14 protein-coding genes and 1 pseudogene are annotated in these 16289 nt (G+C 49.5%); 13 read left to right on the forward strand and 2 right to left on the reverse strand.

Annotated features, from left to right (window positions below; translation table 11 throughout):
• The first annotated feature begins 2 nt into the window (after positions 1–2).
• From JG50_RS0110835 to JG50_RS0110865, 7 genes and pseudogenes are all read left to right on the forward strand, one after another.
• Complete coding sequence (locus JG50_RS0110835; RefSeq protein WP_033101107.1) at positions 3–683, forward strand: FadR/GntR family transcriptional regulator; 681 nt, start codon at positions 3–5, stop codon at positions 681–683.
• Between the two features lie 133 nt (positions 684–816).
• Positions 817–1677, forward strand: a complete 861-nt coding sequence (accD, locus tag JG50_RS0110840; protein ID WP_033101108.1) for an acetyl-CoA carboxylase, carboxyltransferase subunit beta — start codon at positions 817–819, stop codon at positions 1675–1677.
• Positions 1674–2642 (forward strand): acetyl-CoA carboxylase carboxyltransferase subunit alpha, encoded by a 969-nt coding sequence (locus JG50_RS0110845; protein WP_033101109.1) that lies wholly within the window; start codon positions 1674–1676, stop codon positions 2640–2642. Before accD ends, JG50_RS0110845 begins: the two co-directional genes overlap by 4 nt.
• A 229-nt stretch (positions 2643–2871) precedes the next feature.
• On the forward strand, positions 2872–3831 hold the full coding sequence (gene pfkA, locus JG50_RS0110850; protein WP_033101110.1) for a 6-phosphofructokinase: 960 nt from the start codon (positions 2872–2874) through the stop codon (positions 3829–3831).
• Positions 3832–3854: 23 nt separating this feature from the next.
• Entirely contained in the window at positions 3855–5606 is a 1752-nt protein-coding gene (gene pyk, locus JG50_RS0110855; protein WP_181735393.1) for a pyruvate kinase, read from the forward strand.
• A 472-nt stretch (positions 5607–6078) separates the two neighbouring features.
• A pseudogene (locus JG50_RS0110860) lies at positions 6079–6429 on the forward strand (acyl-CoA thioesterase); the annotation flags it as partial.
• Between the two features lie 3 nt (positions 6430–6432).
• Complete coding sequence (locus tag JG50_RS0110865) at positions 6433–6828, forward strand: FxsA family protein (protein ID WP_033101112.1); 396 nt, start codon at positions 6433–6435, stop codon at positions 6826–6828.
• A gap of 21 nt (positions 6829–6849) precedes the next feature.
• Here the strand turns inward: JG50_RS0110865 and JG50_RS0110870 are convergent, their stop codons facing one another.
• Together JG50_RS0110870 and ytvI are read right to left on the reverse strand one after the other, a co-directional pair.
• Complete coding sequence (locus tag JG50_RS0110870) at positions 6850–7794, reverse strand: glycerophosphodiester phosphodiesterase (protein ID WP_052154215.1); 945 nt, start codon at positions 7792–7794, stop codon at positions 6850–6852.
• 200 nt (positions 7795–7994) lie between these two features.
• Complete coding sequence (ytvI, locus tag JG50_RS0110875) at positions 7995–9119, reverse strand: sporulation integral membrane protein YtvI (RefSeq protein ID WP_033101113.1); 1125 nt, start codon at positions 9117–9119, stop codon at positions 7995–7997.
• A gap of 435 nt (positions 9120–9554) precedes the next feature.
• Here ytvI and citZ point away from each other — a divergent pair, with 435 nt between their 5' ends.
• The 6 genes from citZ to pnpS all read left to right on the forward strand — a co-directional run bounded on the left by citZ (position 9555) and on the right by pnpS (position 16223).
• Positions 9555–10667 (forward strand): citrate synthase, encoded by a 1113-nt coding sequence (citZ, locus tag JG50_RS0110880; RefSeq protein ID WP_033101114.1) that lies wholly within the window; start codon positions 9555–9557, stop codon positions 10665–10667.
• 74 nt (positions 10668–10741) lie between these two features.
• A complete protein-coding gene (icd, locus tag JG50_RS0110885; protein WP_033101115.1) occupies positions 10742–12037 on the forward strand; it encodes an NADP-dependent isocitrate dehydrogenase in 1296 nt (431 codons plus the stop codon).
• Positions 12038–12060: 23 nt separating this feature from the next.
• Positions 12061–12999, forward strand: coding sequence for a malate dehydrogenase (gene mdh / locus JG50_RS0110890; protein ID WP_033101116.1), 939 nt, complete (start codon positions 12061–12063; stop codon positions 12997–12999).
• An 88-nt stretch (positions 13000–13087) separates the two neighbouring features.
• The gene (locus JG50_RS18860; RefSeq protein WP_052154216.1) at positions 13088–13558 is read left to right on the forward strand and encodes a hotdog family protein; all 471 of its coding nucleotides are present in this window, start codon (positions 13088–13090) and stop codon (positions 13556–13558) included.
• A gap of 224 nt (positions 13559–13782) precedes the next feature.
• Entirely contained in the window at positions 13783–14496 is a 714-nt protein-coding gene (locus tag JG50_RS0110900) for a response regulator transcription factor (RefSeq protein WP_033101117.1), read from the forward strand.
• A complete protein-coding gene (pnpS, locus tag JG50_RS0110905) occupies positions 14493–16223 on the forward strand; it encodes a two-component system histidine kinase PnpS (RefSeq protein WP_033101118.1) in 1731 nt (576 codons plus the stop codon). The genes JG50_RS0110900 and pnpS overlap by 4 nt, the downstream gene beginning before the upstream one ends.
• The last annotated feature ends 66 nt before the right edge of the window (positions 16224–16289 follow it).

Genomic DNA, 16289 nt, shown 5'->3' on the forward strand with positions numbered 1-16289 from the left:
AAGTGAGGAAACAAGAAACCGGATCAAACAAATTCAAGGAGATTTTCAAAGGAATTCAGCAACTGATCGAAGAGAACGGGCTTCAGCCTGGTGATCGTTTGCTATCCGAACGTGAGTTGTCCGAACGCCTTGGCGCCGGCCGTTCAACTGTGCGCGAGGTACTGCGCTCGCTTGAACTGTTGGGACTCATCAGCACCAAACGGGGGGAAGGAACTTTTTTGGAGCCTTATCATGCCCATCACCTCGTCGATTTGCTGGCCGGGTTCATCTTGCGCGACCAGCGGTCAAAAGGGGATCTGACGGAAACGAGAATGCTGATCGAAACCGGCGCGGTTCGGATGGCGGTGAGGAAAGCGACGAAAGAGCAGATCGACAAACTGGAAAAAATATTGGCTCGAATTGAGCACTTGCTTGAAAAGCAAAACAATCCGAAAAAAGAAGTACGGGATTTTCATGCGCAGATTATCAGGATGGCTAACAATTATTTGCTGACCCGGATCTGGTATCCGATTGTTCATTTTGAAGAAGCAATCGGGCAAAAAGGGTGGATGGAACAGGAGTATTTTGCGCACAAAATGTTAAGATACTATCATGAAATTGTCCTGGCTTTCAAAAAACGGCAGGAGCTTGAAGCGATGATGCTGTTTGAACGGATTTTTTCCTTGATGGAATGCGCGCATTAACGTCTTTTATGGCTCCGTTGAATCGGATCAAGGGAATGAGATATAATGACGGGAGCATAAAAGAATCGGGATTTGAAAGGCGAAGCTGTGCTTGAAATGATCGGTTAAGTTCAAACTCAGATGAGGTGTTATTGTGTTAAGAGATTTATTCAGAAAGCAAAAGAAATACGCAACCATCCCTTCTGAGCAAGTCAAAAAGGCGGTCCCCGAAGGGATTATGCAAAAATGCCCGCGGTGCAGCACCATTCTGATCACCAAGGAACTGGAAAAGAACTTGAAGGTATGCAAAGCGTGCGGTTATCACTTTTCGCTTTCCGCTCCGGAGCGAATCGCCTCCCTGGTTGATGAAGGGCATTTCATTGAGTATGATCGGGATTTGTTATCCAAAGATCCGCTTCAGTTCCCCAATTATATGAGCAAACTGAAAAAAGATATGGAAAAAACCAATCTGAATGAAGCAGTTGTTACGGGAGAAGGGACGATTGGCGGTTATCCGGCCGTGATCGGTGTGATGGATTCACGCTTTCGCATGGGCAGCATGGGATCGGTTGTCGGCGAGAAAATTGCGCGTGCGGCGGATCGTGCGGCGACGAAACGCTATCCGTTTATTCTGTTTTGCGCTTCAGGTGGTGCCCGGATGCAAGAAGGGGTCCTTTCCTTGATGCAGATGGCCAAAACAAGTGCGGCGCTGGAGCGTTTGCATCGGGAAAAGGGTTTGTACATTTCCGTGTTGACCAATCCGACGACCGGAGGAGTATCTGCCAGCTTTGCCTCGCTGGGGGATATCAATATTGCTGAACCGGGGGCGCTGATCGGGTTTGCCGGGCGGCGCGTCATCGAACAGACGGTGCGCCAGAAGTTGCCGGAGGACTTTCAGACAGCCGAATTTTTGCTTAAACACGGACAATTAGATCTGGTCGTGGAGCGCCACCAGATGCGTGATACGCTCATGAAAATTCTGGAGCTTCACGCATATGGGAGGGAAGCGAAATGAAAAATGGCTACTTGGATTTTGAAAAGCCGTTGGTGGAGTTGCGTGACAAGATTGCGGAACTGAAAAAGTTTGCTTCCGAAAAACAACTGGATATGTCGGAAGAGATCAACACGCTTGAAGCCAAAGCGCAGCGGCTGGAAGATGAGATTTACGGGAACCTGACGGTCTGGCAAAAAGTGCAGATCGCCCGGCAATCGAGCCGTCCCACGACATTGCACTATATCCATACGATTTTTACCGATTTTATCGAGTTGCACGGGGACCGGCTGTACGGGGACGACCCGGCGATTGTCGGAGGAATCGCCAAGTTCAACGGGAGACCGGTGACCGTGATCGGACATGAACGGGGAACGGATACCAAAGACAAGATCGCCCGCAATTTTGGCTTGCCGCATCCGGAAGGGTATCGCAAGGCGCTTCGCCTCATGCAGCAGGCCAACAAGTTTGGACGCCCGATTATCTGTTTCATTGACACTCAGGGCGCTCACCCCGGGGTGGAGGCGGAAGAGCGCGGACAAAGTGAAGCGATTGCCCGCAATCTCCGGGAGATGGCCGGCTTCACCGTTCCGATCATCTGCGTGGTTACCGGGGAAGGAGGCAGCGGCGGAGCTCTGGGGATCGGAGTGGGAAATCGCCTGCTAATGCTGGAGCATGCCTATTATTCCGTCATTTCCCCGGAAGGAGCAGCCGCGATCCTGTGGAGGGATTCCGCCAAAGCCCAGGAAGCCGCCGAAGCCCTCAAGATCACGGCAGGAGACTTGAAAGAGTTGGGGGTAATCGATGAGATTATTCCCGAACCAAAAGGTGGAGCTCATAAAGATCCCATGTTACAATCAAACTATATCAAACAGGCGTTAAATGAACATTTGCAGTCGCTTTTGCAATTGACGCCGGACGAACTGTTGGAGGATCGTTATAAAAAATACGCTGGTATGGGAGAATTCACTTCCTTGGTGGCAAAGTAAAAAACAGAGGCTGTGGACAAGTTTGGAACGGGAGGGGATTGGTGCTTTTCTGCAGCGACCTTTGTGAAAAAAGAAACCGGAGCAAAGAGAAGCACCAAGACCTGACGGACTCCTGTTTTGGAACTTTGTTCACCAGTTGAAAAACCGATCAGCGGTTTTTCTTTTTGTCCCGCATGGACATTTTTTGTCCCTTAGGGATGGGATATTCTTTTAATAGTGGTGATACATCATGAAACGGATTGCTGTTTTGACCAGCGGTGGCGATGCCCCCGGAATGAATGCCGCGATTCGGGCGGTTGTACGAAGCGGGGCTTATCACGGTGTGGAAGTTTTTGGGGTTTATCGTGGTTATACGGGACTAATTCAAGGTGATCTGAAACTTCTCTCGCTCGGGGATGTCGGTGATATTATCCATCGTGGAGGAACGATTTTATACAGTGCCCGCTGTGAAGAATTTAAAACCGAGGAAGGGCGCAAAAAAGCGGTTGAACAGTTGCGCAAGAACAAGATTGACGGATTGGTTGTCATCGGCGGGGACGGGAGTTTTCAGGGAGCGAAAAAATTGACAGCTCTCGGATTTCCCACCATCGGAGTTCCGGGAACGATTGATAATGACATTCCTGGAACGGATTTTACGATCGGATTTGATACGGCGATTAATACCGTGATTGACTGTATCGATAAAATTCGTGATACGGCTTATTCGCATGAGCGGACTTATGTGGTTGAAGTGATGGGCCGGGATGCCGGTGATATCGCTCTTTGGGCGGGGCTTGCCGACGGAGCGGAATCGATTTTGATTCCTGAAGCACCTTATGATTTGAACGAGATTGTGGAGCGTTTGAAGCACAGCAATGAACGCGGGAAAAAACACAGCATTATCATTGTGGCGGAAGGGGTTGGAAGCGGCATCGAGATTGGAGAGAAGATCAAAGAAATCACCGGATGTGAAACGCGGGTAACCGTATTGGGCCATGTGCAGCGAGGCGGTTCCCCGACGGCATTTGACCGGGTTTTGGCCAGCAGGATGGGAGCAAAAGCCGTTGAGCTTCTGTTGGAAGGGAAAAAAGACAAAATGGTGTCGATCCGGAATAATGAGGTTGTGGGAATCGACTTTGACAAAGCCTTTTCCATGAAACACAAGCCTGATTTGCAATTGTATGATTTAGCCAAAATTTTATCCATTTAGTGAGTAGGGGATGAAAAAGGATGATGCGAAAGACGAAAATTGTTTGTACGATTGGCCCGGCCAGTGAAGAGATTGGAATTCTGCGCAAGCTGATTTCGAGCGGCCTCAATGTCGCACGCCTCAATTTTTCACACGGATCGCACGAAGAACATGGAAAACGGATCAGAAATATCCGCGAAGCGGCCAAAGCAGAAGGGAAAAATGTGGCCATCCTCCTGGATACGAAAGGTCCGGAGATTCGGACCGGCGATCTGAGGGTACCTGCAGTCGAGCTGGTCGCCGGCGAAAAAATCACTTTGACCACAGAGAATATTTTGGGAGATCAAAGCCGGATTTCCGTCTCTTATGAAGGTTTGCCGCAGGATGTCGCAGTCGGTTCATTGATCTTGATCGATGACGGTTTGATCGGATTGACCGTGGATGCTGTAGAGGGAACGGAAATTCACTGCACGATCCAAAACGGTGGCACGTTAAAAAACCGCAAAGGCGTAAATATCCCGGGGGTCAAAATCAATCTGCCGGGAATTACGCAAAAGGATGCAGAAGACATTTTATTTGGAATCGAACAGGGAGTAGACTTTATAGCAGCCTCTTTTGTGCGCAAACCGCAAGATGTCCTGGAGATTCGCCGGATACTGGAAGAGCATGGTGCGAACATCCCGATCATTTCCAAGATCGAAAATCAGGAAGGAATCGAAAACCTCGATGCCATCCTGGAAGTGAGCGACGGGCTGATGGTGGCGCGCGGGGATTTGGGAGTGGAAATCCCGGTTGAAGAAGTGCCGGTCGTGCAAAAAGAGATGATTCGCAAATGCAATCAGCTGGGCAAACCGGTGATCACGGCCACGCAGATGCTGGATTCGATGCAGCGCAACCCCAGACCCACCCGGGCTGAGGCGAGCGATGTCGCCAACGCCATTTTGGACGGTACGGATGCCATTATGCTTTCGGGTGAAACGGCTGCCGGAAAATACCCGGTTGAAGCGGTAACAACGATGGCACGAATTGCTCTGCGCACCGAATCCTCCCTTCGTTACCGGGAACTGTTCCGGCAGCGGACGAGAGAAATCGGCAATACGATCACCGAATCGATCAGCCAGGCGGTTGTACATACTTCTCATACCTTGGATTGTTCGGCTATCATCACTGCGACGGAAACGGGTTTCACTGCACGGATGGTTTCCAAATACCGGCCGTTGGCCCCGATTATCGCTGTTACGCCAAATGAAGATATTATCCGAAAACTTTCTCTCGTCTGGGGCGTATACCCTGTTTTGGGCAAGGAAGCGCCGACAACGGACGAAATGTTTGCCACCGCCATATCCGCTTCCCTGGAAAACCGGTGTGTAAAACAAGGGGATCTGGTGGTGATCACCGCCGGCGTGCCGGTCGGGAAATCCGGTACAACCAACTTGATGAAAGTGCATGTGATCGGCGGAGTGCTCGCCAGCGGACAAGGGATCGGCAAGCAAGTGGTCACCGGGCCGGTCGTCGTTGGCAATACGGCTGAAGAACTGAAGGGAAAAATGGTCGATGGGGCGATACTGGTTACTCGCGCCACGGATAAGGACATGATTGATTCAATCAAACGGGCCGCCGCGATTATTACGGAAGAAGGTGGATTGACCTCCCATGCGGCGGTTGTGGGTGTCAGCCTCGGAATTCCGGTGGTCGTGGGCGTGGAAAATGCAACCAGCCTGTTGGCTGCCGAGACCATGGTCACGGTTGATGCGGATCGCGGTCAAATCTATTCCGGTAAAGCCAACGTGCTATAATAAAAAAAGCGCTGGAGACATCCAGCGCTTTTCGAATAAGTGCGGAATCAATGGGGTTTACAGCAGTCCTAAACGGGGGTAGATCCACCAACGGAGTCTTTTGCGCCGTTGTTTTCTCTTTCTGAGTTTCATGATGACGATGCTCCTTTCTTTCTTAGGTTGCACTTTTTTCAGAATTGATTTTATCTGTAAAAAAGGAATTGGCTGTTCTCATTATGTGAAGTCGGGCGGGCAAATATGTGTACAACCCGGTTTTAACCCATCGGCTATTGACTATTATAAAAAGAGTGGCGATCTGGGGCAATAAGACAAAAGTCATAATTGGAAAAAAACTGATGGCAATGGCTGGAATGCTTCGCTCACAAACCAATTCCTTTTTTCTGTGAATGCTTTTGTCTGATACTTCATTTGGTTGGAGGGAATACTTAATGGAAGAGTATGCAAATGTACCTTGTAATGAAACCCGAACTATCTCGTGTGGTTTGAGATCGGCCGAACGGAACTGATCCGCCAATTCGGTTCCTCTTACCGTAAGCTGGAAGAAAACGGTCTGCTCTTGCCCGTGGTGGACATCCATTGTAAGTATATGCATTCAGCCAAGTATGATGACCTGGTTTTGATCCGTACCGAGATGAAGGAGTTATCCGGTCCCAAAGTCGTTTTCTCGTACGAGATCTCAAACAAGGAGACCGGTGTAAAGCTGGCGAAGGGGACGACGACACACCTGTGGGTGAATAAAGAGATGAAAAGAGTAAACATAAAACGTGCATTTCCGGAGATTTATGAGCTGCTGGTTCAGATGCACAATCCGAAAAAAGGATGAGGAATGGTGTTTTGGTTCATTGTGCTTGCCATCATACTTGTGCCTGTCATCGAATTGTGGGGACTGATCAAAGTGGGGGAGTGGATCGGTGCATTTCCGACCGTGCTGTGCGTGATCGCGACAGCGATCATCGGGGGATATTTGGCCAAGAGGGAAGGATGGGCGACGATTCAGTTGTTGAAGAAGCAACTGCAAAATGGAGAACCACCCGGGGAAACACTGCTGGAAGGAGCGTCGATCCTTGCCGGAGCCGTTCTGATGATGACGCCCGGATTTTTTTCCGATATTCTCGGTTTCTTCCTCATTTTTCCCTATACGCGCCGAATAGTGGCTTTTTTGCTGAAGCGATGGCTTTACGCCAAATGGGAGCGCGGGGAAATATGGATTTGGCGGCGTTAGTTTCCCATCGCCGCCAAGAAATCATTTGACAACAGCATTGCCCCCCTGTCTTTTTTTCTTTTGTTCCTCAACCACTTCTTTTAACAGATCCGGACGGTTGGTCAAAATGCCGTCTGCTCCCAAATTCAGCAATTCCCGCATTGTTTTTTTATCGTCGATGGTCCAATAATAAACCTGCATGTTGAAGCGATGTGCCGTCTCGATCAAGTGTTTGTCCCGCAAATTGACGCCGCTGTTTTCCACGGGAATCTCCAGAACATTGGCTTGCGGTCGGTAAAAACCGGACAAGTGCAATTTGCTGAGAATCACAAAACGCTTCACCTCGGCCCGGCTGGCGCCAAGTGCGACCTGTCTGTGCGATATTTGTTTAAAAGAGCGGATGATGTCATCATCAAACGAATTGATGATCACTTTATGCTCGAGATGATATTTTTGAATGAGCATCCACAGCTTATGCTCGATTTGCGGAATCTGTCCGGCGGGATTATCATCTTTAATCTCGATATTGAAAAAGGAATCGGGGCCGTAGGTTTGAAAAATCTCTTCCAATGTCGGGATCGTGACACCCATTCCGCGATAGGCATGTTCCCCGCGCAAATCGGTAAACTTGTAGCCGGCATCCAGATTTTTGAGTTCTTTCAGGGTATGGTTGCTAATCGAACCCGTTCCGTTTGTCGTCCGGTTGACGGTCGGATCGTGAATGGCTACCAGATGCCCGTCTTTCGTCATATGAAGATCCAGATCCAGCACCGGTGTGCCAAGCGCATGTGCCAGATCAAAGGCTGTCATCGTATTGGACGGAGCGAGTGATGCCCCGCCCTGATGCGCGATTTGCACCGGCCGCTCCAGTTCCGGTAAGACTGTGGGCATTTTCGGGGTGAAGAACGTTGCCAGCAACAGATTGACAAAGACGAGAAGCAGGAGAGCAATGAGAATGCCGATAAACCATTTCTTTGTTGTTTTCATCTTGATGGCTCCTGTCAGAGGTGATTTGTGAAGATTTCCAATGTGGAAAGGAGAGTTTCATGACGGATCTTTCAAAAAATATTTCAGGCAAGAGAATCCCATTGCCCGGGGAATGAGTTGACCGTTGGCGTGAAGCGGGCAATGGGATTGGATGATGAGCATACAAGGTACGGGACGCAACCTGTTTCCGGTATTAGTCCCTACTCAGCAGGTTTGCCAACAATGTACTGCCAAATATCCTTAAACACATGGGTGCGATGAAGCGCCTGCAGGAAAACGACGGTAACCGGCCCCAAGATCAATCCGAAGAATCCGATCAGCTTTAATCCGATAAACAGGGCGATCAGCGTCAACAAGGGGTCGATTCCCACATTGCTTGCCACCAGTTTCGGTTCCAGCAATTGCCGGACGATGATAATCACTCCGTAGACAATCGACAGCCCGACAGCGAGGTGAATATTTCCGGTCAGGAAAAGATAGATAATCCAAGGAATGACCACTGCCCCGACCCCGAGATAAGGGAGCAGGTCGACGACACCCACGATGATGGCGATCGTAAAGGCGTAGGGAACCCGCAAAATCACCAGACCGATAAACATGATCAACGCGGTGATGGAGACCAGGGTGAGCTGGGCGCGAATAAATCCGAACAGCGCTCTTTTCAAATCATCCAGCACAAAGCCGACTGTCTTGTGAATCTTGTTTGGTATAAGCGAAATCAAGATCGAGCGGAGCCGCGGCCATTCCAGCCCGATAAACAGCGAAGCCAGTGTGATAAAAACCAGCACGGTGATGTAGTAAGGCAAGTTGCTGAGGAACGACCCGATTCCCGAGAGAATGTCGGTGATCATCTCCGTCCCTTTATTGGCAAGAATGCCGATGTTCTCCTGGATACTGGAAGCAATGCGCTGTTGATGTTCGGGATTTTTTTCCAAATAGGACTGAACGGTGTCGATGATCCGCTGAAAGTCCTGATTTTTGGTAAATGTACCCACGACCATCTGGCCGACCTTGTTAAACAGAACCGGCAGAAATTCGGCCAGCTTGGCCAGTTCAACGACCACTTCGGCCACGATGAAAATCAGTAAAGAACTCAGGAGAACCAGCAATATAAACAGAATCACAGTGACACCCGCCCAACGGGGCATGCGGGCCCGCCGTTCAAGCCACCTGACCATCGGTTCGATTGCCATGGCGATGAGCCAGCCGATCAAAAACGGATAAACCAGAGGGAGGGCAAAGGAGATGAGCAAATATGTACAAATAATGATTGCCAGCACGATGACGGCTCGGGTAACCGGTCCAACCCAAGGGTTTAAATTCATCTGTATGGACCCCCTCGTGTGTAATCCTTTCTGACTCATTATACCATTTTTTGTTGAAATCCACAGTGAAGTCCAGTTATCTTCCACTTTCAGGGTGCGCATGTTAAAAATAAATAAATACGCGTTATGTGCGAATTTGTTCAATTTATGATAAAATAAAAAACGGTAGGAAGAGTGGGCACTGACCAAAAAAACTGACTCTCCTTTAATATTGCATACTTAAGTGATATTAAGGGCAAACATTGTACTTGATTCCTGCACTCGAATCTTGCAAAATTTGTGTAAATACGAACAAGTGCTGTTTTACTCAAAAAGATATTTTATAATAAATAAAGAGAATGATGATTCATTCATCGTCTCTTGTCTTAAACATTTCAATTGCAAGTTTTAAGTCAGAGTGCCCTCTTGCAAGTTTTCAGAAAAGGAGCGGATCATATGACGGTTGCTAAAGGGTTAGAAGGCGTAGTTGCTTGTACTTCTGGAATTAGCTCCATCGTGGATGGCGTACTCACCTACCGCGGGTATAATATTGATGATTTGGCGGTATATGCCAATTTCGAGGAAGTGGCTTACCTCTTGTGGCACGGCAAATTGCCGACCCGATCCGAGCTCGACCAATTGAAAAAGGATCTGAGCCAGCACGCATCCATTCCTGATGAACTTTTGCAACAATTGAAAGCGTATCCGAAGAACGTCCATCCGATGTCACTCCTCCGAACAGCTGTTTCCGCCCTTGCTCTTTATGATGAAGAGGCAGAAGTAAACAGTGAGGATGCCAATTATATTAAGGCGATTAAATTGACGGCAAAATTGCCGACCATTATCACGGCGATCGCTCGTATTCGCCAAGGATTGGAACCGGTTTCTCCGAAAGCAGAACTGGGCTTTGCCGCCAATTTTCTCTATATGCTCAATGGAGAAATTCCTTCGGATGTGTCTGTTAAAGCTTTTGATAAAGCGCTGGTACTCCATGCAGACCATGAATTGAACGCTTCTACGTTTGCCGCCCGCGTCACAACTGGAACCCTGTCGGATCTGTACTCCTCGATCACGACTGCCATCGGTACCCTGAAAGGTCCGTTGCACGGCGGAGCCAATGAGCGCGTGATGGCAATGCTTGAAGAAATTGGTACTTTTGAACGGATCGAGCCGTATATCCAAAGTAAGCTGGACAACAAAGAAAAAATCATGGGATTTGGCCACCGCGTTTATAAAGATGGTGATCCGCGCGCCAAACACTTGCGTGAAATGTCTCGCCGCTTGGCCGAGCAAAGCGGGAACTCCCTGTGGTATGAAATGTCTGCCGCCATCGAAAAGCTGGTATATGAGAAAAAAGGCTTGAAGCCGAATGTTGATTTCTATTCTGCATCGGTTTATACCTACCTTGGAATCCCGCGCGATCTGTTCACGCCGATTTTTGCCATGAGCCGTGTGACCGGCTGGACCGCGCATGTACTGGAACAATATGCGAATAACCGTCTCATCAGGCCACGTGCAGAATACACCGGACTGACCAACCAGTCATATGTTCCAATCGACCAACGCTGAGAAAATCGTTTAGAATAAATGGGACGGGGTTTTTTACCGTCCTTTCTTCGATCTATAAAGTCAGGAGTGGTAGCATGGCACAATTTAAACATCTTGAAGCCCCGGTCAAAGGGGAAAAAATAACCGTGGAAAACGGAAAGCTGAATGTTCCGGATCAACCGATCATTCCCTTTATCGAGGGAGACGGGACGGGGCCGGATATCTGGGCTGCCGCCAAACGCGTGCTTGACGCGGCCGTGAAAAAGGCGTACAACGGAAAAAAAGAGATTGCTTGGTATGAGGTATTCGCCGGTGAAAAGGCATACCAAAAATTTGGGGAATGGCTGCCCGAAGACACCCTGAGCGCGATCAGCAAGTATTTGGTTGCCATCAAGGGACCGCTCACCACACCTGTAGGCGGAGGAATCCGCTCCCTGAATGTCGCTTTGCGCCAGGAGCTCGATCTTTATGTCTGCCTCCGTCCTGTTCGTTACTTTGAAGGTGTCCCCTCCCCTGTCAAACGCCCGCAAGATGTCGATATGGTCATTTTCCGGGAAAACTCAGAAGATATTTACGCAGGGATTGAGTGGGAAGCCGAATCCGAAGAAGTAAAAAAAGTGATTCGCTTCTTGCAAGAGGAAATGGGCGTCAAGAAAATTCGATTCCCGGAAACTTCCGGAATCGGCATTAAACCGGTTTCGCGTGAAGGAACCGAACGGCTGGTAAAAGCTGCGATTGAGTATGCACTTCGCCACGGGCGCAAAAGCGTAACCCTGGTACATAAAGGAAATATTATGAAGTTTACCGAAGGGTCATTTAAAAACTGGGGTTATGAAGTGGCAGAGCGTGACTACAAGGATCGCGTCTTTACCTGGGCTGAATATGACCGCATCAAGGCGGAAAAAGGAACGGATGCGGCGAACAGCGCTCAGGCCAAAGCGGAAGCAGAAGGAAAAGTGATCGTAAAAGATGTGATTGCCGATGCATTCCTGCAGCAGATTTTAACCCGTCCGGCCGAGTATGATGTAATCGCCACACTCAATTTGAACGGGGATTACATTTCCGATGCGCTGGCCGCACAGGTGGGCGGAATCGGGATCGCTCCGGGTGCCAATATCAATTACAGCACGGGCCATGCCATCTTTGAGGCGACTCACGGCACGGCTCCCAAATACGCCGGCCTGGATAAAGTTAACCCCGGTTCGGTTATTTTGTCCGGCGTCCTGATGCTGGAGCACTTGGGATGGCAAGAAGCAGCCGATTTAATCTATGCAGCCATGGGCAAAACCATCCGTGAAAAAACGGTCACCTATGATTTTGCCCGTCTGATGGAAGGGGCGACCGAAGTGAAATGCTCCGAGTTCGCCGATCATCTGATTAAAAATATGTAAGTGGATTGAAGGAGGAAACGAAGATGGCCATTCGTCGCAGAAAAATTTCCGTCATCGGTGCAGGATTTACCGGAAGTACCACAGCGCTCATGCTGGCTCAAAAAGAACTGGGCGATGTCGTATTGGTTGATATTCCCCAAGCGGAAGGCCCAACCAAGGGAAAAGCGTTAGACATGCTTGAGGCAAGCCCGGTGCAAGGATTCGATGCCAACATCATCGGTACGAGCAACTATGAAGATACCAAAGATTCCGACGTGGTGATCATCACTGCAGGAATGGCCCGCAAACCGGGAATGAGCCGGGATGATCTGGTCAACATCAACGCGGGGATCGTCCGTTCGGTAACAGAGAATGTTGTGAAGTATTCGCCGAATTGTATCATCATCGTCCTGACAAACCCGGTTGACGCCATGACTTATGAAGTCTACCGCACCTCCGGCTTTCCGAAAAACCGCGTAATCGGTCAATCCGGTGTCCTGGATACTGCACGTTTCCGCACTTTTGTGGCGCAGGAGCTGAATGTGTCGGTTGAAGATGTGACCGGATTTGTGCTCGGCGGACACGGGGATGATATGGTTCCGCTCGTGCGTTACTCTTATGCAGGCGGCATTCCGCTGGAAAAACTGATTCCGGCAGAGCGTTTGGAAGCGATTGTCGAGCGCACGCGGAAAGGCGGCGGTGAAATCGTCGGCCTGCTGGGCAACGGAAGCGCGTATTACGCACCGGCGGCCTCTCTCGTGCAAATGGCGGAAGCGATCCTGAAAGATAAAAAGCGCATTCTGCCGGCTGTTGCCTACCTTGAAGGGGAGTACGGTTACAATGACCTCTATCTCGGTGTACCGACCATTTTGGGCGGCAACGGTTTGGAGAAAGTGATCGTGCTTGAATTGACAGACGAAGAGAAAAAAGCACTCGATAAATCTGCTGAGTCCGTGCGCAAAGTGATGAAAGTTTTAAATTGAAATAATCGGAGAAACGAATTGCCCGGGGTGCCTTCCTCCGGGCTTCTTTTTTAAGTAAAATAAAAATATACATAAGGAGGGGATTCGATTGGATTTTGGGAGAATTTTGACAGATGGCCAATGCTTTGATCAGGTGCAAATCGGAGAGAGCGTCGTGCAAAAACGAATTGTCGAGCTTCGTGATGTGCTCGGCTATCTTGGGATCGCCGGTGATTTTAACCCGCTGTATTTGACGGAAAATTATGCCGGACAAACGCCATTTGAACGGGTGATCGTACCGCCGGGGTTGCTTGTCGGCTGGTTGACCGCGCTCGTTTCCACGCGATTGCCTGGCCCGGGGAGCGTCGTTCGGGAAATGAAGGTGAACATGCCGGGAGTGGCCCATCTCGACGAAGAAATGGAACTGTATTTGCAAGTTGCCGGCAAAATCGAGACTGAGAAGCGGATTATCATAGAGGCAAGCGCTCGAAGAGGAGAGAAGGTGATTTTGAATTGCGAATTCTCCGTTGTGCCGCCCGAACCGCTCAAACCGCTCCAAGGTTTGCTAGATAATTTCTGAAAAGAGAAACAAAGCAGGCTCTTTTTTGACAGCGCTTCCAAAAGTGAAAAAACTGACATGCAAACGAGTGGCTGTTGCCGGTGTCAGCGATTCAACAGGGATGACAGAAAAGAATGCATTTATTTGGTACCCGATGTATTGGGTGCCATTTTTAACGGAATCTTAACTTTGTTATGGTATGATTTATTTTGTTCAAACATGATTTCGGAGAGTGAGGGATCACCTTGGGTAAGAAGATCCTGGTCGTTGATGATGAAGCATCGATTGTCAAACTGGTGCAGTTTAATTTGGAAAAAGAAGGATATGAAGTGGAAGTCGCTTATGATGGCCAGATGGCACTGGCGATGCTCGAAAAAAGCCAACCGGATCTGGTTGTTTTGGATCTGATGTTGCCCAAAGTTGACGGTTTGGAAGTGTGTCGCCGGATGCGGCAGGAAAAAACCCATATCCCCATCCTGATGCTGACTGCGAAAACAGATGAATTCGACAAAGTGCTGGGGCTTGAATTGGGCGCCGATGATTACATGACCAAGCCGTTCAGTCCCCGTGAGCTGACAGCGAGGGTGAAAGCGATTTTCCGACGGGTGGATCAGCTGAAAAAGAATCTCGGAAGCGGGGAGCATCAAGAGCTGATCAAGATCGGTGACCTGGAGATCGACCCGGAAGGATATGTTGTGAGCAGAAGCGGGGAAGAAATCGAACTGACGCCGAAGGAATTTGAACTTCTGTTGTATATGGCCAATCATCGGGGAAAAGTTCTATCGCGCGACCAATTGCTCAATGCGGTATGGAATTATGATTATGTCGGCGATTCACGGATCGTGGATGTCCATGTCAGCCACCTCAGGGATAAGATTGAAACCGATTCTAAAAATCCTTTCTTCATTAAAACCGTTCGGGGAATCGGTTACAAATTTGAAGGCCCGAAACGAGCATGAAAACGTTAAAAGCGAAAATTACCTGGTCATTTCTGCTTTTAATCGGCTGTTCCGTTCTCGGGACAGGGATTTTTGTCGCGCTTCTGTTACAAACATCCTATCTGGATTCCCTGTCCGGCCGTTTGCAAAAAGAAGGGAAAATGCTGGCGGAAACAACCCGGTGGGATTCAGACAGATCGTTACAGCATCAGGCGCAGGTCTATGCACAGACGCTTGACGTGAGGGTTACCTTTTTTGACCGGAACGGACGGGTGCTTGGCGACTCTGAAGGGAAATCGTTCGACGGCAAAGAGTTTACGGAAGTGGCAGAAGCCCTGAAAAACCACATTCCCGATCCGACCATCCGCAATGACTTTTTACATGCGGCATTACCTGTCGAACGGAATGGTCATATCGTGGGGGCTGTTCGCTTATCATTGGACATCCGGGAAGTCAATCGTTCTTTGCATCAAGTTTGGTTCTCACTGGCTCTTGGACTCTTGTTCGCCTATGCATTGGCCGCTTTTTTCAGTTCGCGCATCGCCAGCGGAGTGACCCGCCCGCTTGAAGAAATCACGCAAGTCGCCAGGGATATCGCGGAGAAACGTTTTTATCGCCGGGTTCAGCAGGAGGGACGGGATGAGGTCGCCCATCTGGGGCAGGCGATCAACCGGATGGCCCGCAGTTTGCAAAAGCAGATGGAAACGATTCGCAAGTCTGAACGAAGATTGAACAGTGTGATTGAATCGATGGAAAGCGGCCTGATCATAGTGGACCCGACGGGAAATGTCAGCCTGGCCAACCGCGCCTTTGAACGCATGTTCTCCATGCCGGCGTCTGATTTGATCGGCCATTCTTACAAGAAGCTGAGTTATCCCTATGATCTGAGCGAATTGATCACCGAGTGTGCCGAATCGGGCATTCGCCTGCGGAAAGAGATTCATCTCTATTACCCTGAAGAACGGATGTTGCTCGCGCATCTCACTCCGATGTGGGTGGAGAAAAACGGTGTCGGTGTGGTTGTGGTTTTCCATGATTTGACGGCCATCCGCCGCTTGGAGCAACTGCGCAGGGATTTTGTGGCCAATGTTTCACATGAATTGAAAACCCCGATCACTTCCATTCGCGGATTTGCCGAAACGCTGCTGGACGGGGCGATGCACGACCGGGAGACATGTCAGGAATTTTTGCAAATCATCCATGAGGAGAGTTTGCGGTTGCAGCGATTAATCGGCGACTTGCTCGATTTGTCCCGGATCGAATCCAAACAATTTCATTTGAAGACCGAAATAGTCCCGGTTGATACGCTGATTTACTCTGCCCAAAAAATGGTGCGGGATCAGTTGAAGGCCAAAGACCAAAATCTGACGATTGAGATCGACGAGCTGTTTGAGGTTGAGGTGGATCCTGACCGTTTCCGGCAGATTATCTTAAACTTGCTGACCAATGCCATTCACTATACCCCTGCGGGAGGGCATATCACCGTGGTAGCGCGGCGGAGAAAATCAGATTGGCAATTGATCATCGGCGATTCAGGGATCGGTATTCCGGAGAGTGATCTTCCTCGCATTTTTGAACGGTTTTACCGCGTCGACAAAGCACGGGCGCGAAATTCGGGTGGTACCGGCCTCGGTCTGGCGATCGTCAAGCACCTGGTCGAAGTGCACCATGGGAAAATTCAGGTCGAGAGCAAGGTGGGGGAAGGGACGTCGTTTATCCTCACTTTTCCGTTATCCCCGTCTGATTGAGCTGTACGGCGAAATAATTCTTTTACAGAGAATGCAGCGGCGGATCAGGCTGATGGTTTGATCGGC

The organism is Thermoactinomyces daqus (assembly GCF_000763315.1).
Taxonomy (GTDB): domain Bacteria; phylum Bacillota; class Bacilli; order Thermoactinomycetales; family Thermoactinomycetaceae; genus Thermoactinomyces_A; species Thermoactinomyces_A daqus.

Excerpts from the sequence above, each read along its gene's own strand:
- JG50_RS0110865 (WP_033101112.1), top strand. The coding sequence starts at position 6,433 with ATGGTGTTTTGGTTCATTGTGCTTGCCATCATACTTGTGCCTGTCATC.
- mdh (WP_033101116.1), top strand. The coding sequence starts at position 12,061 with ATGGCCATTCGTCGCAGAAAAATTTCCGTCATCGGTGCAGGATTTACC.
- citZ (WP_033101114.1), top strand. The coding sequence starts at position 9,555 with ATGACGGTTGCTAAAGGGTTAGAAGGCGTAGTTGCTTGTACTTCTGGA.
- icd (WP_033101115.1), top strand. The coding sequence starts at position 10,742 with ATGGCACAATTTAAACATCTTGAAGCCCCGGTCAAAGGGGAAAAAATA.
- JG50_RS0110870 (WP_052154215.1), bottom strand. The coding sequence starts at position 7,794 with ATGAAAACAACAAAGAAATGGTTTATCGGCATTCTCATTGCTCTCCTG.
- pfkA (WP_033101110.1), top strand. The coding sequence starts at position 2,872 with ATGAAACGGATTGCTGTTTTGACCAGCGGTGGCGATGCCCCCGGAATG.
- ytvI (WP_033101113.1), bottom strand. The coding sequence starts at position 9,119 with ATGAATTTAAACCCTTGGGTTGGACCGGTTACCCGAGCCGTCATCGTG.
- pnpS (WP_033101118.1), top strand. The coding sequence starts at position 14,493 with ATGAAAACGTTAAAAGCGAAAATTACCTGGTCATTTCTGCTTTTAATC.
- JG50_RS0110845 (WP_033101109.1), top strand. The coding sequence starts at position 1,674 with ATGAAAAATGGCTACTTGGATTTTGAAAAGCCGTTGGTGGAGTTGCGT.
- pyk (WP_181735393.1), top strand. The coding sequence starts at position 3,855 with ATGCGAAAGACGAAAATTGTTTGTACGATTGGCCCGGCCAGTGAAGAG.